Annotated in this window: 28 protein-coding genes; 10 read left to right on the top strand and 18 right to left on the bottom strand. The window is 68.8% G+C overall.

From position 1 onward, the window contains the following. Positions 1 to 133: 133 nt before the first annotated feature. The 5 genes from coaBC to ACWEVR_RS04775 all read right to left on the bottom strand — a co-directional run bounded on the left by coaBC (position 134) and on the right by ACWEVR_RS04775 (position 3,538). Positions 134 to 1,351, bottom strand: coding sequence for a bifunctional phosphopantothenoylcysteine decarboxylase/phosphopantothenate--cysteine ligase CoaBC (coaBC, locus tag ACWEVR_RS04795; protein WP_452465855.1), 1,218 nt, complete (start codon positions 1,349 to 1,351; stop codon positions 134 to 136). Positions 1,352 to 1,379: 28 nt separating this feature from the next. Then, on the bottom strand, positions 1,380 to 1,658 hold the full coding sequence (gene rpoZ / locus ACWEVR_RS04790) for a DNA-directed RNA polymerase subunit omega (RefSeq protein ID WP_067493623.1): 279 nt from the start codon (positions 1,656 to 1,658) through the stop codon (positions 1,380 to 1,382). A gap of 27 nt (positions 1,659 to 1,685) precedes the next feature. Beyond that, a complete protein-coding gene (gene gmk / locus ACWEVR_RS04785) occupies positions 1,686 to 2,273 on the bottom strand; it encodes a guanylate kinase (protein WP_452465854.1) in 588 nt (195 codons plus the stop codon). 5 nt (positions 2,274 to 2,278) lie between these two features. After that, on the bottom strand, positions 2,279 to 2,599 hold the full coding sequence (gene mihF / locus ACWEVR_RS04780; protein WP_030203531.1) for an integration host factor, actinobacterial type: 321 nt from the start codon (positions 2,597 to 2,599) through the stop codon (positions 2,279 to 2,281). A gap of 348 nt (positions 2,600 to 2,947) precedes the next feature. Continuing rightward, the gene (locus ACWEVR_RS04775; protein WP_452465853.1) at positions 2,948 to 3,538 is read right to left on the bottom strand and encodes a TetR/AcrR family transcriptional regulator; all 591 of its coding nucleotides are present in this window, start codon (positions 3,536 to 3,538) and stop codon (positions 2,948 to 2,950) included. 30 nt (positions 3,539 to 3,568) lie between these two features. On the opposite strand from ACWEVR_RS04775, the gene ACWEVR_RS04770 reads away from it, so the two are divergent. After that, positions 3,569 to 3,913, top strand: coding sequence for a DUF6463 family protein (locus ACWEVR_RS04770; RefSeq protein WP_452465852.1), 345 nt, complete (start codon positions 3,569 to 3,571; stop codon positions 3,911 to 3,913). A 131-nt stretch (positions 3,914 to 4,044) separates the two neighbouring features. Here ACWEVR_RS04770 and pyrF read toward each other — a convergent pair whose 3' ends face one another. From pyrF to ACWEVR_RS04730, 8 genes are all read right to left on the bottom strand, one after another. Continuing rightward, positions 4,045 to 4,866, bottom strand: a complete 822-nt coding sequence (pyrF, locus tag ACWEVR_RS04765) for an orotidine-5'-phosphate decarboxylase (RefSeq protein WP_067636061.1) — start codon at positions 4,864 to 4,866, stop codon at positions 4,045 to 4,047. Position 4,867: 1 nt separating this feature from the next. Next, positions 4,868 to 8,230, bottom strand: a complete 3,363-nt coding sequence (carB, locus tag ACWEVR_RS04760; RefSeq protein WP_452465851.1) for a carbamoyl-phosphate synthase large subunit — start codon at positions 8,228 to 8,230, stop codon at positions 4,868 to 4,870. Further along, complete coding sequence (gene carA, locus ACWEVR_RS04755) at positions 8,230 to 9,345, bottom strand: glutamine-hydrolyzing carbamoyl-phosphate synthase small subunit (RefSeq protein ID WP_067493613.1); 1,116 nt, start codon at positions 9,343 to 9,345, stop codon at positions 8,230 to 8,232. The genes carB and carA overlap by 1 nt, the downstream gene beginning before the upstream one ends. Further along, complete coding sequence (locus ACWEVR_RS04750) at positions 9,332 to 9,850, bottom strand: PH-like domain-containing protein (RefSeq protein WP_067636064.1); 519 nt, start codon at positions 9,848 to 9,850, stop codon at positions 9,332 to 9,334. The genes carA and ACWEVR_RS04750 overlap by 14 nt, the downstream gene beginning before the upstream one ends. A gap of 12 nt (positions 9,851 to 9,862) precedes the next feature. Beyond that, a complete protein-coding gene (locus ACWEVR_RS04745) occupies positions 9,863 to 11,161 on the bottom strand; it encodes a dihydroorotase (protein ID WP_452465850.1) in 1,299 nt (432 codons plus the stop codon). Positions 11,162 to 11,232: 71 nt separating this feature from the next. Then, positions 11,233 to 12,186, bottom strand: coding sequence for an aspartate carbamoyltransferase catalytic subunit (locus ACWEVR_RS04740; protein WP_452465849.1), 954 nt, complete (start codon positions 12,184 to 12,186; stop codon positions 11,233 to 11,235). Further along, complete coding sequence (gene pyrR / locus ACWEVR_RS04735; protein ID WP_452465848.1) at positions 12,183 to 12,812, bottom strand: bifunctional pyr operon transcriptional regulator/uracil phosphoribosyltransferase PyrR; 630 nt, start codon at positions 12,810 to 12,812, stop codon at positions 12,183 to 12,185. The genes ACWEVR_RS04740 and pyrR overlap by 4 nt, the downstream gene beginning before the upstream one ends. A gap of 245 nt (positions 12,813 to 13,057) precedes the next feature. After that, on the bottom strand, positions 13,058 to 13,909 hold the full coding sequence (locus tag ACWEVR_RS04730; protein ID WP_452465847.1) for an SAM-dependent methyltransferase: 852 nt from the start codon (positions 13,907 to 13,909) through the stop codon (positions 13,058 to 13,060). A gap of 97 nt (positions 13,910 to 14,006) precedes the next feature. Between ACWEVR_RS04730 and ACWEVR_RS04725 the strand changes: the two genes are divergently transcribed. From ACWEVR_RS04725 to ACWEVR_RS04715, 3 genes are all read left to right on the top strand, one after another. After that, positions 14,007 to 14,564, top strand: a complete 558-nt coding sequence (locus ACWEVR_RS04725) for a TetR/AcrR family transcriptional regulator (RefSeq protein WP_452465846.1) — start codon at positions 14,007 to 14,009, stop codon at positions 14,562 to 14,564. Between the two features lie 53 nt (positions 14,565 to 14,617). Beyond that, on the top strand, positions 14,618 to 15,172 hold the full coding sequence (locus ACWEVR_RS04720) for a GNAT family N-acetyltransferase (RefSeq protein ID WP_452465845.1): 555 nt from the start codon (positions 14,618 to 14,620) through the stop codon (positions 15,170 to 15,172). Positions 15,173 to 15,313: 141 nt separating this feature from the next. Then, positions 15,314 to 15,691 (top strand): hypothetical protein, encoded by a 378-nt coding sequence (locus ACWEVR_RS04715; RefSeq protein WP_452465844.1) that lies wholly within the window; start codon positions 15,314 to 15,316, stop codon positions 15,689 to 15,691. 25 nt (positions 15,692 to 15,716) lie between these two features. Here ACWEVR_RS04715 and ACWEVR_RS04710 read toward each other — a convergent pair whose 3' ends face one another. Then, entirely contained in the window at positions 15,717 to 16,517 is an 801-nt protein-coding gene (locus ACWEVR_RS04710) for a MerR family transcriptional regulator (protein WP_452465843.1), read from the bottom strand. A gap of 7 nt (positions 16,518 to 16,524) precedes the next feature. After that, positions 16,525 to 17,019 (bottom strand): VOC family protein, encoded by a 495-nt coding sequence (locus ACWEVR_RS04705; protein ID WP_452465842.1) that lies wholly within the window; start codon positions 17,017 to 17,019, stop codon positions 16,525 to 16,527. A gap of 160 nt (positions 17,020 to 17,179) precedes the next feature. On the opposite strand from ACWEVR_RS04705, the gene ACWEVR_RS04700 reads away from it, so the two are divergent. Both ACWEVR_RS04700 and ACWEVR_RS04695 read left to right on the top strand, forming a co-directional pair. Further along, entirely contained in the window at positions 17,180 to 17,983 is an 804-nt protein-coding gene (locus ACWEVR_RS04700) for an LLM class flavin-dependent oxidoreductase (RefSeq protein WP_452465841.1), read from the top strand. Positions 17,984 to 18,078: 95 nt separating this feature from the next. Continuing rightward, positions 18,079 to 18,702 carry an alpha-ketoglutarate-dependent dioxygenase AlkB gene (locus ACWEVR_RS04695; protein WP_067636602.1) on the top strand — a complete coding sequence of 208 codons (624 nt, stop codon included), beginning with the start codon at positions 18,079 to 18,081 and terminating at the stop codon, positions 18,700 to 18,702. Positions 18,703 to 18,720: 18 nt separating this feature from the next. On the opposite strand, the gene ACWEVR_RS04690 is transcribed toward ACWEVR_RS04695, so the two are convergent. Beyond that, positions 18,721 to 19,299 carry a TetR/AcrR family transcriptional regulator gene (locus tag ACWEVR_RS04690; RefSeq protein ID WP_452465840.1) on the bottom strand — a complete coding sequence of 193 codons (579 nt, stop codon included), beginning with the start codon at positions 19,297 to 19,299 and terminating at the stop codon, positions 18,721 to 18,723. A gap of 107 nt (positions 19,300 to 19,406) precedes the next feature. Here ACWEVR_RS04690 and ACWEVR_RS04685 point away from each other — a divergent pair, with 107 nt between their 5' ends. From ACWEVR_RS04685 to ACWEVR_RS04670, 4 genes are all read left to right on the top strand, one after another. Continuing rightward, entirely contained in the window at positions 19,407 to 20,372 is a 966-nt protein-coding gene (locus ACWEVR_RS04685; protein WP_452465839.1) for a quinone oxidoreductase family protein, read from the top strand. A 131-nt stretch (positions 20,373 to 20,503) separates the two neighbouring features. After that, positions 20,504 to 22,477, top strand: a complete 1,974-nt coding sequence (locus ACWEVR_RS04680) for a UvrD-helicase domain-containing protein (protein WP_452465838.1) — start codon at positions 20,504 to 20,506, stop codon at positions 22,475 to 22,477. A 61-nt stretch (positions 22,478 to 22,538) separates the two neighbouring features. Next, the gene (locus ACWEVR_RS04675; protein ID WP_452465837.1) at positions 22,539 to 23,723 is read left to right on the top strand and encodes a serpin family protein; all 1,185 of its coding nucleotides are present in this window, start codon (positions 22,539 to 22,541) and stop codon (positions 23,721 to 23,723) included. A 108-nt stretch (positions 23,724 to 23,831) separates the two neighbouring features. Continuing rightward, the gene (locus tag ACWEVR_RS04670) at positions 23,832 to 25,886 is read left to right on the top strand and encodes an NERD domain-containing protein (protein WP_452465836.1); all 2,055 of its coding nucleotides are present in this window, start codon (positions 23,832 to 23,834) and stop codon (positions 25,884 to 25,886) included. 191 nt (positions 25,887 to 26,077) lie between these two features. On the opposite strand, the gene ACWEVR_RS04665 is transcribed toward ACWEVR_RS04670, so the two are convergent. Both ACWEVR_RS04665 and nusB read right to left on the bottom strand, forming a co-directional pair. Continuing rightward, a complete protein-coding gene (locus tag ACWEVR_RS04665; RefSeq protein ID WP_452465835.1) occupies positions 26,078 to 26,341 on the bottom strand; it encodes a YciI family protein in 264 nt (87 codons plus the stop codon). Positions 26,342 to 26,343: 2 nt separating this feature from the next. Further along, complete coding sequence (gene nusB / locus ACWEVR_RS04660; protein ID WP_067636094.1) at positions 26,344 to 26,853, bottom strand: transcription antitermination factor NusB; 510 nt, start codon at positions 26,851 to 26,853, stop codon at positions 26,344 to 26,346. Positions 26,854 to 26,855: the final 2 nt, after the last annotated feature.

Genomic DNA, 26,855 nt, shown 5'->3' with positions numbered 1-26,855 from the left:
TCAGACTATTCCAAACCACCGACAAGGTGGCGGGTTAGGACAAGCCACACCACGAACCCACCCGTGCGCGGTACACTGCGCGAGATCGTTGCGGCGCAACGGTTTTCGCGCACGAAACGGCGGTTTTACCCGGTCAGCGCAGCAGCGGGACGAGCGCGTCGAGCACCCTGCTCGCCAGCAGCGCCTTGGAACCGTGATCGAGTGCCACCTCGGTGCCGTCGGCGCCGAGCAGCCATCCGTCGTTGGTGTCGACCTCGAACGCCTTGCCCTCGCCCACCGCGTTGACCACGAGCAGGTCGCAGCCCTTGCGGGCCAGTTTCGCGCGGGCGTGGGTGAGCACGTCACCGTTGTCGTCCCCGGTCTCGGCGGCGAAACCGACGATCGCGGTGCCGTCGAGCCTGCCCTCGGTGCGGGCGTCGACCAGACCGGCGAGGATGTCGGCGTTCTTGGTCAACGGGATCACGTCGGGTTCGTCGGCGCCCTTCTTGATCTTCGCTGCCGCCACGTGGGTCGGACGGAAATCGGCGACCGCGGCGGCCATGACGACCGCGTCGGCGCCGACGGCGTGCTTGTCGACGGCCGTCTTGAGCTGTTCGGCGGTGGTGATGTGGACCAACTCGACCGCGGCGGGCGGGGCGAGCTCGATGGTGTTGCCCGCGATCAGCGTCACCTGGGCACCACGCTGGGCGGCGACCCTGGCCAGGGCGTAGCCCTGCTTACCGGAGCTGCGGTTGCCGAGGAAGCGCACCGGGTCGAGAGGTTCCCTCGTCCCACCTGCGGTGATCACCACGCGGCGGCCGGTCAGGTCGCGGGGCAGTGCGTCGGCGCGCTCGAGCAGCAGCGAGGCCAGACCGAAGATCTCCTCCGGTTCCGGCAGCCGTCCCGGCCCCGTGTCGGCACCGGTGAGCCGGCCCGACGCGGGTTCCATGACGGTGGCGCCGTGCGCGCGCAGCGTCGCGACATTGGCCACCGTCGCCGGATGCTCCCACATCTCGGTGTGCATCGCGGGCGCGAACAACACCGGACATCGGGCCGTCAGCAAGGTGGCGGTGAGCAGATCGTCGGCGCGCCCCTGGGCGGCGCGGGCCATCAGATCCGCGGTGGCGGGGGCGATGACGACGAGATCGGCCTCCTGGCCGATCCGCACATGCGGCACCTCGGGCACGTCGGTGAACACGTCCGTGTGCACCGGCTGACCGGACAGCGCCTCGAAGGTGGCCTTGCCGACGAACTGCAGCGCGGCCTCGGTGGGGATGACCCGCACCTGGTGCCCGGTCTCGGTGAAACGGCGAACGAGGGCACACGCCTTGTAAGCGGCGATGCCCCCGCCGACCCCGACGACGATCCGCATGGTCTTTACGCCTCCCGGCTGGGGATTGTCACTCGCCCTCGGTGTGTTCGAGCAGGTCGGAGTGGATTTCGCGCATGGCGACCGACAGCGGCTTCTCCTGCAGACCCGGCTCGACGAGCGGGCCGACGTACTCGAGGATGCCGTCACCGAGCTGGTTGTAGTAGTCGTTGATCTGGCGGGCGCGCTTGGCCGCGTAGATCACGAGGGCGTACTTGGACGAGGTGCGCTCGAGCAGCTCATCGATCGGCGGGTTGGTCAGGCCGATGGGAGTGTCGTACGCGGGTGCAGCGGTGATGTCCGTGCTCACTAGGGGAGGCTCCTGCGGTTTAGTGGGTCAAGAACTCGAATTTGTGCTAACGAACAAGGATACCAACTGCTCGCAGGCGGCCGTCACCTCGGCGTTCACAATGACCGTGTCGAACTCGTCACGTGCGGCCAATTCGACCCGGGCGGTCTCGAGTCGGCGCTCGATCACCTCGGGGGTCTCGGTGCCGCGCGAACGCAGCCGCGAGACCAGTTCTTCCCAGCTCGGCGGGGCGAGAAACACCAGCAGCGCTTCCGGCATCGCCTGCCGGACCGACCGCGCACCGGCCAGGTCGACTTCGAGCAGTACCGATCGTCCGGCGTCCAGTGCCTCACGCACCGGCGCCGCGGGGGTGCCCGATCGCTGCAACCCCCCATGGATGTCCGCCCATTCGAGCAATTCGTCCGCCTCGATCATGGCGTCGAAATCGGCTCGGGAAACGAAGCGGTAGTCGCGTCCGTCGACCTCGCCGGGGCGCGGGGCCCTGGTGGTGGCCGAGACGCTGAAAACCAGCTCGGGCAGACGTTCCCGCACGCACCGCACGACCGTCGACTTGCCGACGGCCGAGGGGCCGACCAGTACAACCAGTCGGCCCTTCCGCGTGTGTTGTTCGACCACCTGGATCAGGAGTCGAAGTCGAAGCGAGCCAGCAGCGCCTTGCGCTGACGGTCGCCCAGGCCACGGAGACGCCGGGTGGGGGCGATCTCCAGCTCGGTCATGATCTCGGCGGCCTTGACCTTGCCCACCTTCGGCAGAGCCTCGAGCAGCGCCGACACCTTCATCTTGCCGAGGATCTCGTCGGATTCGGCGTCGGTGAGGACCTGCTTCAGGTTGGTGCCGCCTCGCTTCAGGCGCTCCTTGAGCTCTGCCCGAGCGCGGCGAGCGGCAGCCGCCTTCTCCAGAGCAGCGGCGCGCTGCTCGTCAGTCAGCTGGGGAAGGGCCACGGGTTCCTCCGTCTCATCGTTCATTGCTAGATCTACCGCCGGTTACCCGGACGGTCTGTGCGACCGTACCCACGGTGCCCGCCGATTGCGAACCCGACCCCCAGGTCAGGGGCGGATTACGGATGCCGTATGGCGCGCGCGGGCATGATGCGGCGAGGTCGGATTCCCGCCATCCGATCGTACCGCCGAATTTCGGAAACACGTCTGGACCTGCGGTTATACCGTTTTGGGCGATGTTAGCCACTGGGTAGCGTGAGCACGGTCGGCCGGTCCGGCAAACCCGGCGCGGCGCGACCAGCGACTTTCCCGAATTTGTGCGCGTGTCGCACGTTTTCGTACCGCGTGTCGTCACTTGCGGGCGCGAAACCGGTCGAGCACGGCTCCCGCGGCGGTCGCGGTCACATCGTCGATCCAGCCCGGAATCGGGGCGGCTCGGGCGATGTAATCGCGAACCAATCCGTACGGAATCGCCTTCACCGCCGCCTCGGCGATCGCCCGGGACTCGTCGTCGACCACCCCGAATTCGGCCGATACGGCGGCCAGCAGCGCGGCCTGCATCTCGTCGTTGACGCCCGCGATCGCGGTCCGCAGCTCCTCGGGCCCCACATCGAGCAATTCTTCCCGATGGAACATCTTCATCGCCCTGGCCTCGGTGGGGTGCTCACGGCAGTAGCGAGGCAGGAAGACGGCCGCCGACAGCAGCGGCTGGGGCCCGCGCAGCGCGGCGACGAAACCCTCGTGGAAGCGCCGGATCGAACGCAGCCACAACCGGGCGAGGAGTTCGTCACGTGAGGCGAAACGCACGTAGATGGAGCCGGAGTGCACGCTCGCGGCCTTGCCGATGGCGGCGATCGACGGCCGGGCGACCGCCGGGTCGGCGAGCAGGTCACGGGCGGCGTCGAGCACCTGATCGTCGGTGAAGAGACGGGGTCTTGCCACCGCGTCAGCCTAGTGGCACAGTTTATGAATATGAATTCAAAAACTCGTTTTCCGCTCGCCGGAGCGTCGTTGATCTTCATCGCGAGCGTGCACACGGTCATGGGCATCGCACTGCTGGCGGCGGGCGATCAGGACACGGAGCTGTCGTTCTGGTTCACCCTGTTCGGCGTGGTCGGCGTCGGCCTCGGCTTGGCCATGATCGACCTGGAACGGGCGCGTGGGTTCGTGCCCGCGCCGGTGCTCGGCACGCTGGCGCTGGTGACGGCGTGCGGGCTGATCTACCAACCGCTGTCGGGGTTCGTCACCTTGCTCGTCCCGGTCGGGGTCGGCGCGTTCGGTTGGTGGCGGGCCAGGAACGCCCTCGTCGCCGCCTGAACGCGTCGATCCACCCGGACCATCCGGAACTCGAAAGCAATTGCGCCAGAGGCCATTTCGGCCCCCTTACGGGGGTACGACAACGGAGCCGGAGCGGCTCGCACGCCACTCCGGCTCCGTCACAGCAGATATCAGGCCTGCAGGAAGGCGAACTCCTCCTGCAGCTGAGCGGTCTTGTCGCACAGCGCCGTCACCGACGGGCCCGCGTTGAGCACCTCGCGCGACACATTCGGGACCACCGCCGACAGGTTCGCCTCGGGGACGAGCGCGCGGATCGAGTCCGCTCCCCCACCCTGGGCGCCCACTCCCGGCATGAGGATGGGCCCGTTGAGCTTCGACAGGTCGGGCGCCTCGGTGAGCGTGGCGCCGACGACCACCCCGACGGAGCCGAATCCGTCGCCCGTGTTGCGGGCGGCGGCCTCGTCGACCATCGTCTGCGCGATCGTCCGCCCGTCGGCCGCGGTGATCCGCTGCAGCTGCGCCCCTTCGGGATTGGAGGTCGCCGCCAGGACGAACACGCCACGACTGTTGGCCTCGGCCAGGCTCAGTGCCGGGTCGAGTGACCCGAAACCGAGGTACGGCGAAACCGTCACGGCGTCGGAACCGAGCGGCCCGTCACCGAGCCAGGCGTGTGCGTAGGCGTCCATGGTGGAGCCGATGTCGCCGCGCTTGGCGTCGGCGAGCACCAGGGTGCCCGAGGCGCGCAGCACCGAGATGGTGCGTTCCAGGACCGCGATGCCGCCGGAGCCGTAGGTCTCGAAGAACGCGACCTGCGGCTTCACCAGGGCGACGCGACCGTCGAAGGCCTCGACACAGATCTCGGCGAACGCCTCCAGCCCGTCGACGTCTTCGGTGAGCCCCCACGCCCGCAGCAGGGCGGGGTGGGGGTCGATGCCGACGCACACCGGACCGAACTGCCGCATGGCGTGCTGCAACCGGTGACCGAATGTCATGTCAGCCACGCAGTTTCGAGTGCAGTTCCTGCAGCGAACGCACCCCGAGACCACCGTTGATGCCCGCCTCGATGCCCTGCACCGCGGCCGCCGCGCCCTGCACGGTGGTGATGCACGGGATGTTCGCGCCCACCGCGGCGGTGCGGATCTCGTAGCCGTCCACGCGGGGGCCCGAGTTGCCGTAGGGGGTGTTGAACACGATGTCGATCTCGCCGTCGCGGATCTGCTCCACGATGGAGGCCTCCGGCATGCCGGTGGCCGGATCGGTGGTCGCCGGGTCGGAGTGCTTGCGCACCTGTTCGCACGGAATGCCGTTGCGGCGCAGGGTTTCCGCGGTGCCCGCCGTGGCGAGGATACGGAAGCCGAAGTCGTGCAGGCGCTTGATCGGGAACACCATGGCGCGCTTGTCGCGGTTGGCGACCGACACGAACACCGTGCCCTCGGTGGGCAGCGAGCCGTAGGCGGCGGCCTGGCTCTTGGCGAAGGCGGTGCCGAAGTCGGCGTCGATGCCCATCACCTCGCCGGTGGACTTCATCTCCGGGGAGAGCAGCGAGTCCACGCCGGAGCCGTCGGCGCGACGGAACCGGTGGAAGGGCAGCACGGCTTCCTTCACCGCGACCGGCGCGTCGAGCGGCACGTGGCCGCCGTCGCCCTCGGGCGGCAGCATGCCTTCCTTGCGCAGCTCGGCGATGGTGGCGCCGAGCATCACCCGGGCGCACGCCTTGGCCAGCGGCACCGCGGTGGCCTTGGAGACGAACGGGACCGTCCGGCTGGCGCGCGGGTTGGCCTCGAGGACGTAGAGCACGTCGTCCTTGAGGGCGTACTGCACGTTGAGCAGGCCCTTCACGCCGATGCCCTTGGCCAGTGCGACGGTGGAGCGGCGCACGGCCTCGATGTCGCTGCGGCCCAAAGTGATCGGGGGCAGCGCGCAGGCGGAGTCACCGGAGTGGATGCCCGCTTCCTCGATGTGTTCCATCACGCCGCCGAGGTAGACCTCCTCGCCGTCGCACAGGGCGTCGACGTCGATCTCGATGGCGTCTTCCAGGAACCGGTCGACGAGCACCGGGTGGTCCGGGTTGAGTTCGGTGGCGCGGGAGATGTAGCCCTCGAGCGACTTCTCGTCGTAGACGATCTCCATGCCGCGCCCGCCGAGCACGTAGGACGGGCGCACCAGCACCGGGTAGCCGATCTCGGCGGCGATCTTCTTGGCCTGCTCGACCGTGGTGGCGGTGCCGTACTTGGGGGCGGGCAGGCCGGCGGCGACGAGCACGTCACCGAACTCGCCGCGGTCCTCGGCCAGGTCGATGGCGGCCGCGGAGGTGCCGACCACCGGCACACCGGCGTCGGTGAGCCGCTGCGCCAGACCGAGGGGGGTCTGGCCGCCGAGCTGGACGATGACACCGGCGACGGTGCCCGATTCCGACTCCGCGTGGTACACCTCGAGCACGTCTTCGAAGGTCAGCGGCTCGAAGTAGAGGCGGTCGGCGGTGTCGTAGTCGGTGGAGACGGTCTCGGGGTTGCAGTTGACCATCACGGTCTCGTACCCGGCGGCCGAGAGTGTCTGCGCCGCATGGACACACGAGTAGTCGAACTCGATGCCCTGACCGATGCGGTTCGGGCCGGAGCCGAGGATGATGACCTTCTCGCGCTCACGCTGCGGCGCGACCTCGGACTCCGCGCCGGGATCCAGCTCGTAGGAGCTGTAGTGGTACGGGGTCTTGGCCTCGAATTCGGCGGCGCAGGTGTCGACGGTCTTGTACACCGGACGCACACCCAGGCGGTGACGCAGCGAGCGCACGCCCGCTTCCCCGGCGAGCTCGGGCCGCAGGGCGGCGAGCTGGCGGTCCGACAGACCGTAGTGCTTGGCCTGACGCAGCAGGTCTTCGTCGAGAACGGGCGCGTCGAGCACCTCCTGGCGCAGCGCGACCAGCCCGGCGACCTCGGCGACGAACCACGGGTCCACACCGGAGGCGGCGGCGACTTCCTCGATCGAGGCGCCGTAGCGCAAGGCCCGTTCCACCTGGTAGATGCGGCCTTCGGTAGGCACGCGCAGGTCGGCGAGGATGGCGTCGATGGCCTCGCGCACCGAGGCCGGATCGCTGGGATCCTTGGGCGCCCACTGCCCGTCCTCGGCGGTCCAGAAGCTGGCCGCCTTGGTCTCGAGCGAGCGCAGCACCTTGCCCAGCGCCTCGGAGAAGTTGCGGCCCATCGACATCGCCTCGCCCACCGACTTCATGGTGGTGGTGAGCGTGGCGTCGGCGCCGGGGAACTTCTCGAACGCGAACCGCGGCGCCTTCACGACGACGTAGTCCAGGGTCGGCTCGAAGCAGGCCGGTGTCTCGCCGGTGATGTCGTTGACGATCTCGTCGAGGGTGTAACCGATGGCCAGCTTGGCGGCGATCTTGGCGATCGGGAAGCCGGTGGCCTTCGACGCCAGCGCCGAGGAGCGCGAGACGCGCGGGTTCATCTCGATGACGATCAGGCGACCGTCCTTCGGGTCCACCGCGAACTGGATGTTGCAGCCGCCGGTGTCGACGCCGACCTCACGCAGGATGGCGATGCCCAGATCGCGCATCTTCTGGTACTCGCGGTCGGTCAGCGTCATCGCGGGGGCGACGGTCATCGAGTCGCCCGTGTGCACGCCCATCGGGTCGACGTTCTCGATCGAGCAGACGATGACCACGTTGTCGCGGCCGTCGCGCATGAGCTCGAGCTCGAATTCCTTCCAGCCGAGGATGGACTCCTCGATCAGGACGTTCGCGGTGGGCGAGGCCGACAGGCCGCCGCCGGCGATGCGGTCGAGGTCTTCCTCGTTGTAGGCCATGCCCGAGCCGAGGCCACCCATGGTGAAGGAGGGGCGAACGACCACCGGGTAGCCGAGTTCGGCGACGGTGGCGCGCACCTCGTCCATCGTGTAACAGACGGCGCTGCGGGCACTCTCACCGCCGACTTTGGCGACGATGTCCTTGAACTTCTGCCGGTCCTCGCCACGCTGGATGGCGTCGAAGTCCGCACCGATCAGCTCGACGTTGTACTTGGCAAGCACCCCGTTCTCGTGCAGCGCGACCGCGGTGTTGAGCGCGGTCTGCCCGCCGAGGGTGGCCAGGATCGCGTCGGGGCGTTCCTTCTCGATGACCTTCTCGACGAACTCCGGGGTGATCGGCTCCACGTAGGTGGAGTCGGCGAACTCGGGGTCGGTCATGATGGTCGCCGGGTTGGAGTTCACCAGCGACACGCGCAGTCCCTCGGACCGCAGCACCCGGCACGCCTGCGTACCGGAGTAGTCGAATTCGCACGCCTGGCCGATCACGATCGGGCCAGAGCCGATCACCAGGATGTGCTTCAGATCCTCGCGGCGAGGCATCAGGCTCCTTCCATGAGACCGGCGAAACGGTCGAACAGATATGCGGCGTCGTGCGGGCCTGCGGCGGCCTCGGGGTGGTACTGCACCGAGAAGGCGCGACCGTCGATCAGTCGCACACCCTCGACGGTGCCGTCGTTGGCGCAGACGTGGGAGACCTCGGCCTTACCGAAGGGCGTGTCGAACTGCTCGCCCTTCTCGCCCTCCAGGGCGAAGCCGTGGTTCTGCGCGGTGATGGAGATGCGGCCGGTGCCCGCTTCGACGACCGGGATGTTGATGCCCCGGTGGCCGAACTTCATCTTGTAGGTCTCGCGGCCCAGTGCCCGGCCCAGGATCTGGTTGCCGAAGCAGATGCCGAACAGCGGGATCCCGCGCTCGAGCACACCCTGGGTGAGCGCGATCGCGCCGGTCTGGGTGGCCGGGTCGCCGGGGCCGTTGGAGAGGAACACACCGTTGGGGTTCAGCGCCAGGATGTCGTCGAGGGAGGTGTTCGACGGCACCACGTGGGTGCGCACACCGCGTTCGGCGAACATGCGCGGGGTATTGGTCTTGATGCCGAGGTCGACCGCGACGACGGTGAAGCGGTGGTCGCCCACCGGCTCGATGGTGTACATGCCGTCGGTGCTGACCTCTTCGGCCAGGTCCGCGCCGAGCATGGACGGCTGACCGTTCACGCGGGCGAGCAGTTCCTCGTCACCGGCGAGGGCGGCACCGGAGAAGATGCCCGCCTTCATCGACCCGCGGGTGCGCAGGTGGCGCACGACCGCGCGGGTGTCGATGCCTGCGATGCCGACCACGTTCTGCTTGTCGAGCTGATCCTGCAGTGTGCCGGTGGCGCGCCAGTTCGACGAGATCGTCGAGGGGTCGCGCACGGCGTAGCCGGCGACCCAGATCTTGCCGGACTCGTCGTCCTCGTCATTCCAGCCGGTGTTGCCGATCTGCGGGGCGGTGGCCACCACGATCTGGCGGTCGTAGCTGGGATCGGTGAGGGTCTCCTGGTACCCGGTCATCGCGGTGCAGAACACCGCTTCACCCAGGGTCTGCCCCTCGGCGCCGAAGGCCGTACCGCGGAACACGCGGCCGTCCTCCAGCACAAGGGCTGCTTTAACTTTCGTCATTCGTCTCGTCTCCCGTCGTCACCCTGGTCGCATCCGCGGTCCATGCCGGGTACACCGTCTTGTCGTCGCCCCGGAATCCGGTATCGATCTCGGTTCCGGTCGGCAGTGTCCAGCGAATTACCAGCACACCATTGTCCGTCATCACTTTGCCCGCGTGTCCGCGCTCGGTGCGCACGGCCGTCACGGATTCCTGGGGAATCCAGATCGGCGTCGCCCCGTCGCGTTCGAGCAGGATCCCGCGTTCGAACCGCGTCAGTTCGGCGGTCGCGCGGAACCCCAGGTCACCGACCGCGATCCGGTTCTGCCAGCTGGGTGCGAAGGTGCTGCCCAGGTACAGACCGGTGGTCGGCTCCAGCAGTTGCGCACCCAGTTCGGCGGGCACGGTCGGCAGGTCACCGATCCGCGACTGCTGGCTCGCGGCTTTCTTCTGCCAGGCCCGGTACATCAGCCACAGGCACAGTACGAATACCGCCAGCAGCCCGACTACCCACAGCGTTCTCTCCACGTCCTGGCCTCCCTAGATCCCGACCGCCTTGCCCTCGCGGGCAGTTACCCGGCCGCGCAGCACGGTGGCTGTGACCTCGGCCGGGAACGTCATGTCCTCGAACGGCGTGTTGTTCGAGATGCTCGCCAGTTCGGCGCCGCGCACCGTCCACTCGGCGTCGGGGTCGACGAGTGTGAGGTTGGCGGGTTCGCCGACGGCGATCGGGCGGCCGTGGTCGTCGAGTCCGACGATCGCGGCGGGCTTCTCGCTCATCACCTTCGCGACACCGCGCCAGTCGAGCAGACCCGGCCGCACCATCGTCTGCACGATGATCGACAGGGCCGTCTCGAGGCCGAGCATGCCGGGGCGTGCCACCGCGAACTCGCAGCACTTGTCCTGTTCGGCGTGCGGGGCGTGGTCGGTGGCGACGCAGTCGATGATCCCGTCGGCCAGGGCCTGACGCAGCGCGGCGGCGTCGGAGGCCTCGCGCAGCGGCGGGTTCACCTTGTTGACCGCGTCGTATGTCTCGAGGCGCGAGTCGTCGAGCAGCAGGTGGTGCGGGGTGACCTCGGCGGTGATCGAAATCCCCTGGGACTTGGCCCATTTCACCAGCTCGACGGTGCCCGCGGTGGAGGCGTGGCAGATGTGCACGCGGGCACCGGCGTCGCGGGCGAGCAGGGCGTCACGCGCGACGATCGACTCCTCGGCGGCCCGCGGCCAGCCGGCCAGACCGAGCCGGGCGGCGTTCGGGCCCTCGTGCGCGACGGCGCCCTTGGTCAGGCGCGGCTCCTCGGCGTGCTGGGCGATCAGGACTCCGAGCGAATTCGCGTACTCGAGCGCGCGCCGCATGATGAGCGGGTCGTAGACGCAGTGCCCGTCGTCGGAGAACATCCGGACCTGGCCGACACCGGCGGCCATGGTGCCCATCTCCGCGAGCTGCTTGCCTTCCAGGCCGACCGTCACCGCGCCGACGGGGAAGACGTCGACCAGGCCGACCTCCTGGCCGCGCCGCCACACATGATCGGTGATGACGTGCGAGTCGGCGACCGGGCTGGTGTTGGCCATGGCGAACACGGCGGTGTACCCGCCGAGAGCGGCCGCGGCGGAACCGGTTTCGATGGTCTCGGTGTCTTCGCGGCCGGGTTCGCGCAGGTGGGTGTGCAGGTCGACGAAGCCGGGCAGCAGGATCTGGCCGTTGCCCTCGATGATCTCGGCGTCGTCGGCGGCCGTGAGACCGGAACCGATCTCGGCGATGACGGTGCCGCGCACGAGCACGTCGACCGGCTCGCCCTCACCGTAGGGCTTGACGTTCTTGATGAGCAGCTCTGTCATGCGGCCTCCTCCTTGGCGTGCTCGGGCGCCCTCCGTGGTTACGCGGGCTGCCTCCTCCGGGCGCTGACCGCTCACGCCGCTTCCTCCTGGCCGACGAGCAGCCGGAACAGCACGGCCATCCGCATGTGCACACCGTTGGAGACCTGCTGCAGCACAGCGGCTTTCGGTGAGTCCGCGACGGCCGAGGCGATTTCCATGCCGCGCAGCATCGGACCGGGGTGCAGCACCACCGCGTCGTCGTCGAGCAGCGCGAGCCTGCGCTCGGACAATCCGTAGTTGATCGAGTATTCGCGGGCCGACGGGAAGAACCCGCCGTTCATCCGCTCCGCCTGCACGCGCAGCATCATCACCGCGTCGGCGCCGGGCAGTTCGGCGTCGAGGGAGGTCGCGACCCGGCAGGGCCAGGCGTCGACCCCGACCGGCAGCAGCGTGCGCGGCGCGACCAGCACCACTTCGGCGCCGAGAGTGTCGAGCAGCACGACGTTGGACCGGGCGACCCGGCTGTGCAGGATGTCGCCGACCAGCACCACCCGCTTGCCCTCGATGTCGCCGAGGCGCTGACGCAGGGTCAGCGCGTCGAGCAGCGCCTGGGTGGGGTGCTGGTGGGTGCCGTCGCCCGCGTTGATGATCGACGGGGCCTGCCGGTTCTCCTCGCGGGCCCACTGTTCCATCCAGCGCGCGATCTGGTGCGCCGCGCCCGAGGCGGGGTGGCGCACGATCAGCGCGTCGGCGCCCGCCGCGTGCAGGGTGAGCGCGGTGTCGCGCAGCGATTCGCCCTTGGAGACCGACGAGCTCGACGCGCTCACATTGATCACGTCGGCGCTCATCCACTTACCGGCGACCTCGAAGGAGACGCGGGTGCGGGTGGAGTTCTCGTAGAACACCGTCATCACGGTGCGTCCGCGCAGGGTCGGCAGCTTCTTCACTTCGCGGCCGAGCAGGGCCTGTTCGAATCGTTCGGCTTCGTCGAGCAGTTCGGTGGCGGCGGCGCGATCCAGGTCGGCGACGGTCAGCAGGTGCTTCATTTCGCCTCCTGATGCAGGTAGACGCCGTCGTGGCCGTCGTGTTCGGTGAGCAGGACCGAGATGTCCTCGGCACGCGAGGTCGGCACGTTCTTGCCCACGTAGTCGGCGCGGATCGGCAGTTCGCGGTGGCCTCGGTCGATGAGGACCGCCAGCTGCACGGCGCGGGGGCGGCCGAGGTCGCGCAGTCCGTCGAGGGCGCTGCGGACGGTGCGCCCGGAGAACAGCACGTCGTCGACGAGGACGACGAGGGCGTTCTCGATGCCGCCGTCGGGCACCGAGGTGCGTTCCAGCGGACGGTGCGGACGGCTGCGCAGGTCGTCGCGGTAGAGGGTGATGTCGAGCGAGCCGAGCGCGGGCCGGACGCCGGAGAACTCCTCGATCTTGTCCGCCAGCCGGTTGGCCAGGGTGGTGCCGCGCGTGGGGATTCCCATGAGAACCACCCGCGGTGCGTCGGCGTCGCCGGAATCCAGGGCGGTCTTCTCGATGATCTGGTGCGCGATGCGCGCTACGGTGCGTTGCACATCCGACGGCGACAACAGCTCCCGCCCAGCCGCCACCCATTCCGGGGTGTGCCGCTGCGATATTTCGCCCGCGCCGGTTTTGGCCGCCCGTTCGGGCACAGCCATGCCGACCTCCTTCCCCGCCTCACCGGACGGTCCGTTAAAGGATGTCTCACTCGCCCGTCAGCTTATCAGCGCCCGCCGCACCCTTTGACCAGGTAGGGCCGCCTGTGAGCACGGCCACGACCGGCCACCGCGCCGCACTGCTGCGCCGACGATCACAGCGGCGCCGAAAGCCCTGCGAGCGAGCGTGTTTTCGCGGTGCGTGACCGGGGCGCACGTCGGTCCGTTATCCGTGTCACGCGGGAGCGCTACTCCCGCACGGCGTGGACGACGCCGACGTGTGGGTCGTGCACCGCGACCTCTCGTCCGAGCGGAGCGATCATGTCGTCCCAGGCACGGAACTCGGTTCGCCATCCGTGGTCGACGAGCCATTGCCTGCCGGGCCGCTCGCCGTCGGACAGTGGAGCCGCGGCGTCCTCGTCACCGGAAACGAGTCTGCGCAGTTCGACGTAGTGCGGTGCGTTGTCGTCGACGGTGAATCGGCTGAGACCGAATCTGCTGCCCGGTGCCGAGAGGTCCGTGAGCGTTGCGACGGCTCGCCGATGATCGGCCGCGGGAAGATAGGGAAGCGCGCCCTCATCGATCCACACTGTCGGCTGGTCGGGCCGAAAGCCGGTGTCCCGCAACCGTGATGCCCACTCTTCGCGTAGATCGATCGGGAGGATCCGACGGCGGGCGGTCGGTATGGCGTCCGTCGCGCGCAGTACGGCTTCCTTGAAGGAGAACAGCGCGGGAAGGTCGAGTTCGTACACGGTGACATCGGCGGGCAGCCCCAGGCGATAGGCCCGGGTGTCCAGACCGGCGCCGAGCAGGACGAGCTGGCGACATCCGGCGGCGACCGCGTCGGCGACCTGATCGTCGACGAGACGCACGCCTACCGAGCGGCCCGGGAAGAACTGCTCCGCCAGCGCCTCGACCCGCGACCAGCGCGCGGCACCCCCATCGGTGCCGGTGAAGTCGCCACGTGCGGACGCCACGAAAGCCGAGGCCAGCGGGTCGTCGTAGAGCCGGTCCGGTCGGCGCGACTCCATTTCCCGGATCAGCGCTACGCCGAGGGCACTCAAGGCCACCCCCACAACAGGTGCGTCCACTTCACTCATCGCGTTACTCCTCGAACTAACTTGCCGCCCGGCTAGCAATTGCCGATACGTGGCGACGGTAGGCTTCTCCTAGCCGGTCGTCAAGCAAAGGAATTCCGTGGACGGACGTCGTAGCGACACCAAGGACCGCATCCGCGCTGTGGCGATGGAGTTGTTCGCCGAGCGCGGCTACGAGAAGACCTCGCTGCGGGAGATCGCCGAGCGGCTCGGTGTCACGAAAGCCGCGCTGTACTACCACTTCCGGACCAAGGAAGACATCGTCGTCAGCCTCTCCGACGACCTGCGGCGCGGTATCGACGACATCGTGACCTGGGCCGAACAAGCCCCGGCCGGCCAGGAACGGGCCGAGCAGATCCTGCGCCGTTACAGCGCCCTGCTGCACAGTCTCGGGCGCGATATGGTGCGGTTCTGGCACGAGAACCAGCCCGCGTTCCGCGATCTCGGATTCGGCGCGGGCCTGCGCTACCAATTCCGTGTGCTCGCCGACCTCATGACCGACCCCGATCGGGCACCGCTGGATGTCTACTACGCCCGGCAGGCGCTCCTGGCGATCAGCTGGAGTGTGTCGATGATGGGTGATCTGGATCTGCCCGACGACCAGATGGCCGCTGCCGCCACCGATATCGCCCTCGGAATCCTCCACCGCCTCTCCTGACCGCTCGGCGAAAACGCTTTGACGTGGCGCTGCGGGTCCGGCGACCATCGACTATGGGAATCGACATCGCGGCGACGCCGCCGGCGCGTATCGACCTGGGTGACCTGGTCGTGCGCCGGTGGCGGCTGGAGGACGTGGACAGCCGGTTGGCCGCGCTCATCGATTCGCACGCGCACCTGCACCGGTGGATGGCGTGGGCGGCGGAAACACCCACGCGCGAGGATCAGCGGCTTTCCATCGAGATCTCGAGTACGCGGTGGCCGACTCCGGGCGGCGGGTATCTGTACGGAATCTTCACTGCGGCAGGCGAAGTCGCCGGTGGGATCGGGCTGCACGACCGTGTGGCGGCCGGAGCACTGGAAATCGGGTATTGGTGTCACGTCGCCCATACCGGTCGCGGCGTGATCACGCGGGCGGCGCACGCGCTCACCGCCGCCGCGCTCGCGCTCCCCCACATCGAGCGCGTCGAAATCCGTTGCGACGCGGCCAATGTCCGCAGCGCGGCAGTGCCTCGCAGGCTCGGTTATCGCCTGGTCGAGACCGGTCTGCGCGCGGCCGAGGCGCCGGGGGATTCCGGTCGCTATCAGGTCTGGGCGACCACCGCATAGGGCTCGTGACGCGCGTTCTCGACGAAACTGCGCGCCTCGGCCGAAGCCGTCCGCCGGAATACGACACGTTTACGGAAGTGGTCGTCCGCCAGTACCGGACATGCTTGCACGACTTCAGGTAGGCAAACGGAGGAGCGCAAGGTGGGAACAGGCATCGTCGCGACGTTGCTGGTCGGCGTCGGAATTCTGCACATCGTGCCGGGGGTGGTCGCGTTGTCGCCGCGACGGGCGAGCACCGCCTATGGCACCGAGGTCGCAGATAAGGATCTGGAGCTTCTCCTGCGTCATCGCGCGGTGTTGCTCGCGACGGTGGGGTTCGGATTGGTCGTCGGCGCTGCAGTTCCTGCCGCCAGGACTGTCACGCTCACGGCCGGAATCGTCAGCACCGCAACGTTTCTCGTACTGACCGCGGTGATCGGGCCGGGCAACCTCAACGCGCGAACCCTTCGGGTGGCCCGTGCCGACGTGATCGCACTCGTGGCGCTGATAGGCGCCGGTCTGGTCGTCCTCGCGAATTGAACGCACCACCCTGTGAAGACGGCAGTCAACTCCAGGTCGCGGTGGCTGGGTCGATGCCGTTGGCTCGGGCATTGTCGTCGATGACGGCGCACAGCCAGTGGGTCAGGCCGGGTGCGAGGGAATCGTAGAAGTCGGTGTAGCCGGGATCGGTGCGGTAGGTGCGGGCCAGGCAGACGTGCATGGCGTGGGTGCAGTCGAAATAGACCGCGAGGGAGGCGCGGTGGCGTTCGGCGAGGGTGTCGGCTTCCGGGCTGCCCGGTGTGACACCGCGGCGCAGCGCCGCGGCGAGGTCGGTGTGCAGGGCGGACAGGTCGTCGGAGATCTCTCGCCAGTCCTCCGGCGTACGGTCGGCGACGCGTTCGGCGTACTGCGCCCACTGCGGGGTCTCGCCCCAGCGCACGCGGGCCTGCTCGACCCACGCCGGTTCCCATCCGTCGCCGAAGATCGCGACCTGGTCCTCGGCGGGGAGCAGGATGCCCGACTCGCGTGCCTCGATCAGCCGATCCACCGCATCGGCCATCCCGCGTAGCCGATGGATGCGGGCCTCGAGTTCGGCGCGCTGCTCGCGCAGGGTGGTGAGAGCGTCGGCGTGCGGTGCGTCCAACAGGCTCGCGATGTCGTCGAGGGGTACGCCGAGTTCGCGGTAGACCAGCACACGGTGGGCGCGCGCCACCTCGGCCGCGCTGTAGAGCCGGTACCCGCCGGGGCTGCGCTCCGACGGGCAGACCAGCCCGATCGCATCCCAGTGATGCAGGGTGCGGGTGGTGACACCGAGCAGCCGCGCCGTGGCGCCGACGGTGCGTGGCGAGGTGGTCACGACCACCATTGTGCCGTCATGGCCCCTCGATCCCCATCGACCGCAGGTGCTCGGCCGCCGGGCTGTCCGGGTCGTACGGGCGGGCGGCGGTCATCACCACACGCGTGTGCTCCGGAGTCACCACCTCGAGTTCCATCGAATTCCACGGCATCACCCGTGGGCCGACCGTGCACCCCGGCACCGCCCGCTCGCACGCTTCGGCGATGCCGTCGATCTCATCGAGCACGCAGGAGAAACTCACCGTGAGCCCACCCGGTCCTTCCGCCTGCGCCCCCGGTACGAGAAGCACATCCTGAAACGCCCACCGTCGCAGATGGGTCACCTGCCCCGGCGCGGTGAAGAAGTCGAAGAACCCGAGCCCCTCCACCCAGAATTCCACCGACTTCGCGATATCGGCACACGGCACGATCACGAACATCGGCATCCCGTAGATACCCCGGAACGGTTGCGGCGCAACGGCATCGGGACCGGGAACGGGGACCGGGCTCATCTCGAAAGCTGGAAAGTTCATACGAGCGATCGTCGACCCTGACGTTACGTGAGGGTCAAGTCTGGGGCCTCGAGCGCACCGAAGTCCCCGGTCGGGCAGTCGCACGAGCGAGTCGGCGATGAATTTCGGGCGGGGTCGTCGTCGGAACATGCGTCAGATGTCGACAGAGAGGTGTTCGCCGATGGTCAGGAAGTTTCGGTTCGGGGTCGTCGCTCCGCTCAGGAGTGAGGCGCAGGTGTGGCGGGAGCGAGTTCGGCGGATCGCCGGACTCGGATATTCGACCCTGTTGGTGGCCGATTTCCCGCTCACGCAACCGGCGCCGGCGCCCATGCTCGCCACCGCTGCCGCACTGACAGACCTGCGCGTCGGGACCTGGGTGTATGCCTCTCCCCTGCGCCCGCCGTGGCTGACGGCCTGGGAAGCGCATTCGCTGTCGCTCCTGACGGACGGCCGGTTCGAGATGGGAATCGGCACCGGCCGCGGTGGCATCGAGGACGAGTTGCGGGACAAAGGCTTGCCGATCGTTCCGCCGGGTGAACGCCTGGCCCACATCCGGGAAGCCGTCGACCGGCTGCGCGAACTCGACGGCCCGGACCGGCGCACCCCGGTGGCGATGGCGGTGTCCGGCCCGAAGGCGCGGGCCCTGGCGGCCGAGATCGCCGACACGGTCACCTTCCCGCTCGACGATCGACCCCGAAACCAGGTCGAACGGCTGACGCGCGAATTCCGCACCGCCAACGGCCCCGAGCTGGCCCTGGCCGTCCCGGTGATCGGCGACACCGTCGCCCCGCACATGGCCCACCCCGCGACCGATCCCGCCGCACTCCGCGCCGCCGACGCCCTGACCGTCCTCCCCGAAGACCCCGCCGCCGCCATCGACGAAATCCAGCGCCGCCGCGAGGAAGCAGGCTTCTCCTACATCGTCGTCGGCGCCGATTTCGCCGAACGGTTCGCCCCGGTGGTCGCCGCACTCGCCGGGACATAGGACCTCGCGGGAGCACCGATCACCCGCACTGGCGTACGGAATCCCGGCCGGCCGGAATGCGAACATACGTTCGAATGCACGCTAGAATGGCGGTCATGTCGATGCCCCTGCAAGGTTCACTGTTCGACGGTGAGGCGATTGCGCTGGGTTCGCTGGACGCTCTCCGGCGGACCCAGCTCGACGCCACCGCCTGGGTCGATGTCGCGCCCGGATGGCTGAGCGGGGCGAGCGAGGTGTTCGATCGACTCGCCGAGCGGGTGCCCTGGCACGCCGAACGCAGGCCGATGTACGACCGGGTGGTCGACGTGCCGCGCCTGATCTCCTTCTTCGGCGAACACGATCCCCTGCCGGATCGGGTGCTGGTCGAGGCCCGCGACGCCCTCACCGAGCACTACCTGCCCGAACTGGGCGAACCCTTCCGGACCGCGGGGCTGTGCTTCTACCGCGACGGTCGCGACAGCGTCGCCTGGCACGGCGACACCATCGGCCGTGGCGCCACCCACGACACCATGGTGGCGATCGTCTCCGTCGGCGCCCCGCGCGCCCTGCTCCTACGGCCCCGAGGCGGCGGCGCCAGCGTCCGCTTCACCGCAGGTCACGGCGATCTGCTCGTCATGGGCGGCGCGTGTCAGCGCACCTGGGAACACGCCGTTCCCAAGACCGCACGTCCGGTCGGTCCACGCATCAGCATCCAGTTCCGCCCCCGCGGCGTCCGCTGAACCGCCGCCGACGGCTCGTCACCGGGGCGTGTTCAGCACCGAGCGGACCATGTCCTGAACGGCCGCCCGTAGCCGCGCGACCTCCCCTGCCCTGGCCATCTGCTGGGCGAGGTCGCCACCGATCGACGAAAGCAGCAGCGCACCAACGGTTTCGGCGTCGAGATCAGGCCTGACCTCCCGGAGGAGCGTGCTGATGTGCTCGGCCCAGAACGCGTGGAACTCCTCGGTGCGCGGATGCGGCGGCATCGCGCGGTACGCGGCGATCAGCTCTACATGATCGGTCACCAGGCAGGTCATCGCATCGAAGAACGCGAGCAACCGGTCGCCGGCGGGCGCGCCGGGTCCCAGCGGCGGCGGGCCGTCGAGAACCCGCGTCATGAGCTCGGTCGCCCCCTCCGCGATGAGTTCGTAGAGCAGGCCGGAGCGGCTACCGAAGCGATGGAAGATGGTGCCCTTCCCGACCCCTGCCGCCGCCGCGACCCGGTCCATGGTCACCCCGGCGGCGCCGTGTTCGTCGAGCAGCGCCATGGTCGCCTCGAGAATTGCCCGCCGGTTGCGCGCGGCATCGGCTCGTTCGACCCGACGGCCCTCGCCCATCGCACTCATTTCCTCGGCACATGCCGATCCGTTGACAAAGTTGACCGACGGTCCATATCGTCTCTCACCAAGAGAACTGGACCGTCAGTCAACTTATGGAGTTTCCGTTGCAAGCAATCGTAATGACCACCGTCGGCGCGCCCGAAGTCCTGGTCGCCGAGGAAGTCGACACCCCACGACCAGCGACGGGTGAGGTGCTCGTCCGAATCGAGGCCATCCCGGTGCTCTACCCGGAGACCCTGATGCGGTCGGGAGCCTTCCCGTTTCCCGCGCGACTTCCCGCGGTGTTCGGGTTCCAGGCAGCGGGCACCGTGGTCGAGGTCGGTGCCGACGTAGATCAAGGGATCGTCGGCTCACGGGTGGTCGTCTCCACACCCGGATACGGGTCGTATGCCGAATATGTCGCGGTGTCGGCAGATTCGGTCACCGCCGTCCCGGCCGGTCTCGAACTGGACGCCGCCGCGGCGATCCTGATGGCTGGGTCGGTGGCGACCGCGCTGTTCGACACCGCGGCGCCGAGCACAGGTGAGACCGTGCTCGTCGAGGCAGCGGCGACCGGAGTGGGTGCGAGCCTCACCCGATTGTGCGCCGCGGCGGGACTGCGGGTGATCGCCACCGCGGGCGGCCCCGCGAAGGCCGAACTGGCCCGCGCCAACGGTGCGCACGAGGTCGTCGACCACAACGCACCGGACTGGGCGCGGCAACTACCGGCACTGCTCGGCGACGACACCCTCGGCGTCGTCTTCGACTCGATCGGCGGCGACTCGCTGACACCCGTGCTCGACCTCGTCACCCCGCTGCGCGGCCGAATCCTCAGCTACGGGTGGCTCGCCGGAGCCCCGGCGCAGGTCACGGCCGCGGAGCTGATCCTGCGTGGGCTCACGCTCACCGGGTGCGCGGGCCCGGCATGGTTGGGCACGGTGGCCGCACACGGCGCGGCGGCGCTGGACGCCGCGGCGCAGGGGCGGCTGGTTCCGGTGGTGGACGCGGTACTCCCGGTGGCCGACGCCGCGAAGGCGCATCGGATGCTCGAGGATCGTGTCGCGATGGGCAGTGTGTTGTTGCGGCCGTGAATCAGCGGTCGCCGATCCGACCGGTCGGGTGTGGGTCCATGGTCACCTCTTGCTCCGAAATGCGTTCTGTTACTTGGGTATCGGACGATACTGGAGGGGCGTTGGAGTGCGCGGAACAGTGGGGTGGCGTGATGGTTTCCAGCAATGATCATGAGGTTCTGCGGGTGCGGGCCGAGGAGGCGCTCGCCGAGACCGTCGACGAAATGCCGGGGCGGTCGCGTGGCGTCTACACGTCGGTGCTGCTGGCGGGACGGCAGCGGTGGCGGCTGCTGCTGCATCGTCGGCAGCCCGCACCCGCGGGGCGCTGTGATGCGGTGATCATCGGGCCCGGTGGGGTTTTCGCGGTCAACGTGGTGGACGAGCTGCCCGGTGAGGCGCAGATCCGGCGGTTGCGCGCACAAGCCGAGCAGATGTTCACCGGTGTGAAGATCGGGCCGAACGGCAACGAATTCGTGCGCGAGACCGTCGAATTGGTGTTCGTACTGCCACCGGGCAGGCACACGGGCGCGGACGGACGGTTCGTGGTGTGCACCGATGCCACGGTTCGGTCGTTGCTGAGTCGCAAGCCCGTGATGCCCGCCCGGCTGGCCGGTGCGCTCGCCGAACACACCGCGCGACGCAACTCCGACTACCGGGCGGTGCCCCGCGTGGAACCGGAGCAGGCGCCCACCGAGTCCGACGGCCTGCTCGACGTGGAGTCGCTGCGCACCGACCATCTGACCGGTGCGCTGCGCAAACCGTTCCCGACCTGGCTGTCGTTCCTCGATCCCGATCAGCTCGCCCTGGTGACCCGCAACCACAACGGGCCTGCCCGCATCGTCGGCCCGGCCGGATCCGGCAAGACAGTGCTTGCGCTGCACCGGATGGCGCACCGGGCGCGCCGCAGCACGGGACCGCTGCTGTTCACCACACTGGTGAAGAACCTGCCGCCGTGCCAGGAATCCGCGTTCGCCCGCCTGCTGCCGACGGTGGGTCGCGCGGAATTCGTCAACCTGCACTCCTGGGCGCAGGACTTCCTCGCCGAACGCGGTATCCACCGCAAGATGGAACTGCGCCGCACCGAGACCGCGTTCAATCGCGCGTGGGCCAAGGTCGGCCGCTCGAGCCCGCTCACCAACGCCGCTCCCGATCCCCGTTACTGGCGCGAGGAGATCGATCGGGTGATCAAAGGCCGGGGCCTACCGCCCACCGAGGCGGGTTTCGACGCCTACGACGGGCTGGACCGCCGGGGCAGGCGCGTCGCGTTGCGCACCAGCCAGCGCGTACACGTGTGGAATCTGTACGTGGAGTACGAGCGGATCCGCTCCGAACGGCAGTGCTACGACGGCAACGACGTCATCACCGCCGCGCTCGACGAACTGCGCACCAATCCGTTGCCGCGGCCGTACGCGATGGTCGTTGTCGACGAAATGCAGGACATGACCCTGCAGGGAGTGCGCCTGGTGCACGCGCTCACCGGCGACGAACCGAATTCGCTGTTGTTCGTCGGCGACCGCCAGCAGCAGATCTACGCGGGCGGTTGGCGTTTCATCGACGCCGACATCAATATCGTCGGTCGCAGCGAGAAGCTCACCAAGAACTACCGCAACCGGCACGCGATTCTGAAACTGGCCGCGAGCCTGGACGGTGCCTGCCCGGTCGACGATATCGACACCCCGGACCGGCACAGCCTCGACCTCACCGATGCCGCCCTGCCCGACGGATACGCCGAACAGATCACCTGCACCAGCGCCGAACTGCCCGGCCACCTTCGGCGCCAGCTCGATCGCATTGTCGCCGAGGGGATCTCGCTGTCGGACACCGCCGTCATCACGATCACCAACGCCGAGGCCGACGCCGTCCTGCGCACGCTGCGCGAATGGGGCATCGCGGCACAGGAGCTTCTCGACTACCGCTGCGCCGATACCGACAGCGGCGTCAAGGTCGGCACCGTGTACCGGGCGAAGGGCCTGGACTTCCAGGCGGTGATCCACCCGTTCACCCAGCCCACGCCACCACCGCGCACCGATGCGGAGCAGGAACGCTACGACCTGCTGATGCGTCAGCAGTTCGTCGCGGTGACCCGGGCCAGGGACTATGTCTGGCTGGGGATCGTGCGCGACTGATCGGCTGTGCCGCCGTGGGAAGACGGCGAGATGTCGGTGGTTGGTCGTAAGATCGGCGCCCATGGGGAGTTTGCTGATGCCACACGTCCGCTCGGCCAACGAGCTCACGGCGCGGTGGTGCACCACCTTCGGGGGCACGAACACGGCGGTGTCGGCGGCCGGGCTGTGGCCGTTGCTCGCCGTACTCGCGGGTGCGGCGCAGGGACCGGCCAGGACCGAATTGGCCGCTGCCCTGGGCATTCCGGCCGACGAGGCGCATGCGGCCGGGCTGGCGATGCTGAAATCCCTCGGCGATTCCCGGGAGGTGTCGACGGCGATCGGCGCATGGGCGAAGGCGGGTCTGCCTGTGCGCCCGGAGTGGATCGCGAGTATGCCGGCCGGAACCGTGGGCGAGCTGGGTGATCCTGCGGCACTGGATGCTTGGGCGCGGGAGCAGACCGGCGGGTTGATCGGGAAATTCCCGGTGCCGATCTCGCCTTCGACCGTATTCGCACTGGCCACAGCCCTGCTGGCACGGACCAAGTGGGTCATGCCGTTCGACGAGATTCTGTGGATGCCCGAAACCGGTCCCTGGCAGGGGCATCGCGGCACCGGGCTGTACCGGAGCAGCTACCCCGACGGCAGTGTCTCCGTTCTCGGTTCGGACGTCACCAGGGTGATCGTCGCCGGTCGTGGGGAGCTGGACGTTCATCTCCTGATCGGTGCCGACCCTCGCCATGCCGTGGAGGCGGGTATAGCGGCACTCGACGGATCCCTGCCCGCGACGTCGGACCTTTCGCTGGGAACGACTGCGCCCTGTCTGACCGTCGAACGGCGTGAGACCGTCGACGGCGACTCTGTTGTCCTGACGCTCCCTCCCTTCGACATCGCCGCACACCACGATCTTCTCGACCACGCCGCGCTGTTCGGCCTCTGCGCCGCGCGTGACTCTTCGCGAGGGCATTTCCCGGGCATCAGCTCGTTCCCGCTCGCCGTCGAAGCCGCGGCGCAGAATGTGATCGCACGGTTCGACGCCGCGGGTTTCGAGGCGGCCGCGGTGACCGCGGTCGCGGTGAGCCTCGGCGGCCTTCCACAACGGAACTGGGCGACGATCACCTCGGTGAACATCGATCGGCCCTTCGGATTCCTCGCCGTCGACCGGCCGACCGGGTTGGTGCTCGTCGCGGGCCAGGTCACCACACCCCCACTCACCTGGGCACGTCCGGCGGGCGACGACCCACGGCCACCCGGAAGCGCGCCGTGGTGAGATGGGTAATCATTCTTACCGAACACGTTGCTCGGCAACGGGATTCGGAACGGCACGGGGAGGCCGTATTCTGGTAGGGGTCCGCAGTCGGGTGCTCAGGGGGTCGTGGTGATCGTCGTTGTCGCGGACGAGACCGAACTCGAAGGCGCGGAACAGATCGTCGGTGCGGCGATCCGCGACGAGGCATTCCGGGCCGGTGGCGTCGCGGTCTTCCGTTGCCATGTGCCGGAGAACCGGGGCGGGTCGGTCGAGGTCGACGCGCTGGTATGCACCCCGCAGACCGTGACCATCCTGGAAGTCAAGGGTTTCACCACCCGCCAGGAAGGCACCCTCGCCACCCCACCGAACGGACCGTGGACCATCGACGGCGCCCCGGCGGCGCTGTATCACGCCGCGCGCGTGCCGAACCCGTTCGTGCAGGTGCGCAGGCAGGTGTTCGCGGCGAAAAGCCTGCTGCAGCAGTCCGGGATCTTCGGCTGGGTGAACGCGGTCATCGCACTGGTCCCCCAGCCGGGCGCCCAGATCACCATCGAAGAGACACGCATCGCCGACGGGTACCGCGCGGTGATCGTCGACCGCGACGACTTCACCGCGTTGCACGACTATTTCGAAGCCGAGATCGGGCGAACCGTTCGGCTCAGCGTCGAGGACGTCGCGCGGGTGTTCACGGCCCTCAATCTCGGCCACCTGCTGCCCTCGACCGACGGCCTGACGGCGCAGGGGTTCCCGGACGAACTCGAAGCGGCAGCCACCAGCAGGCCCGCGGCGCCCGCGTCTCCGGCGGAGCTAGGTTCACTGTCCGGCTCGGCGGCAACGCATTCCGAGGACGAGAAGGTCGAGGCGACTCGTCATGATCCGGTGGTGGCGGGTCAGTCGCCTACGCCCGCGTTCTTGGCGGCGATCGACCGGCTGGCGAACCGGCCGCATCGGTCGGCGCCCGCATCGACCTCCACCGCGACCAGGACCACCCCTGCCGAACAGGAATCGGCACCGGTTGGTGCGGGGCCACCCGATGACGTGGTGACGAGCGCTCAGGTGCCGAATTCGCCTGAGGTATCAGCTGATCCGGCGTCCCCTGAGCGCACCACGGCACGCTCCAGTGCACCGCCCCTCCGCGGCGAAACCGTAGAACCGGCTGACGGGCGAAGGGATGACGACGACCACGATTCCGGCCACGTCATCTCGCTGAGCAAGAGCGACAGCGGTGCACCGGAGCGCCTTCCACCCGCGCCCGAGCCGATGCACGATTCGAGTACGACCGTGGAACCTGATGAGCGACACGATGATTCCCGCACGGCCGATTCCCGGACGCCACGCGGCGAAAGCTGGTCGTCCGGTGCGGCCGCCGCTTCCTGGAGCACCCCGTCGAGCACCGACACGCACTCGTCGAATCCGGGTAACTGGACCGATTGGGTCGGCCACGAGCAACCCGCGCGGCGTCCGTCGCTGCGCCGTCGCCGGCGCGACTTCCGGCGCACCGGATCGCTCCAGCGCACCGGGCCGAGCGGACCGTCACTGCGTGAGCGCTGGCAGAACCGCCCTGTCCGCGAGCGTGCGGAGCGCGGCAGGAGTCTGCCGAAGATCGGTGCGGGGCTCGGCTTGATCCTGTTCATCTTCTTGTTCGGGGCCGGGTTCTTCGCCATCACAGCGGTGCAGGCGAGCCGGTTCGAGATGTCGGACTACGACCGCATGTGTGGGCCGGACAAGAAACCGTTCCCGAACGCCGCCCCCTACCAGCGCGGCGATGTGGCGCCGATCTATCTCTCCGGCCATCTCACGAGCATGGTCCGACCGGAGGATTCGAGCGCGTGGCGCCCGACCGACCCGTCATCGGTGCAGCTCATCGCCTGCATGAAGCAGCTGGAGCTGCGCGACCTCGTCCAGACCTGCCAGTACGCGCCCTCGCCCGGCGCACCGGTGGGCCGCACGGTCAACCTGTTCCGCGCCACCTACGAGGTGACCGTCTACGAGCTGCGCACCGGACGCGAAGTCGCCAAGGCGACGATGCTCGGCGAGCGTTACTCCAACGACCCGGCCAACACCGACCCCGACCGCTGCCGCGCGGCGGGCGATGCACCCGACTATCTGGGCAGGCGTCTCGGCCAGCCGTCGGGGGCACAGATCGAAAGCTTCCTGGCACCCCTCGTCCACGCCCGCCGCTGACCTCTTGACCTCGAGCGCACTCGAGGTTGCAGGATCATCGGGTGCCCACGCACACCCGACACCGCGCTACCCCGCGCGGCCGCGCCTCCGCCGGTTTCCTCGTACACCCACCGGCGGAGGCCGTCGGACCACGGCCCGAACGACGAACAGCCGCACGCTCGTTCGAGCGCGCGGCTGTGGGCGGAACGGGATCACGCGGAGACGGTGATCGTCCATTCGTGAATGGTCAGTTCCGAAGCACCCATGGTGTGTAGTGGATCGGAGTGCACGATGGTGGTTGCGGCGTCGAGGTTTTCGGCCAGCACCACATAGGCGCCGCCGGTGCCGTCGCTGAATCCACCGCTCTCCTGCAGCCGGCCTTTCGCGAGCAGGTCACGCAGGAATTCGCGGTGCGGCTCGATGACCGAGGCGTCGAACCCGGGCGTGCGCCGGGCCATCACCAGGTACTTGACCACGCTCAGGCCTCCGGTTCCTGCCGAGGTGCCCGTGTCGCGGCCGCGGCGGCCCGCACCTGCGGCGCCACCTGCACGACCTGGCCGAGCACACCGTTCACGAACGACGGGGAATCGTCGGTGGACAGCTCCTTGGCCAGCTCCACGGCCTCGTCGACCGCGACGACCGGGGGCACGTCGGTGGCGTGGAACAGCTCCCACACCGCGATCCGCAGGATGGCCCGGTCCACGGCGGGCAGCCGCGTCAGGGTCCAGTCCTGCAGGTAGGACTCGATGGTGCCGTCCACCCGGTCGAGGTCGTCGGCGACGCCCTCGACGAGGGTGTTGGTGTACGGGTGCACAGGGGCCACGCTCTGATCGCGGGTCGCGAGCTCGGCCCGCTCGGCCAGCAGATCGGAGACGTCGACGTCACGCGCCTCCGCCTCGAACAGCATGTCCACGGCACGGCGACGCGCCTTGTGGCGCGCACCGAGCTTCTTGTACGAGCCCTTCTTGTCTGCCGGGGAGTCCGCCACGA

It is taken from the genome of Nocardia sp. NPDC003979 (assembly GCF_053605015.1).
The sequence above is the reverse complement of the archived record's forward strand: the minus strand, read 5'-3'. Positions and strand labels throughout refer to the sequence as shown.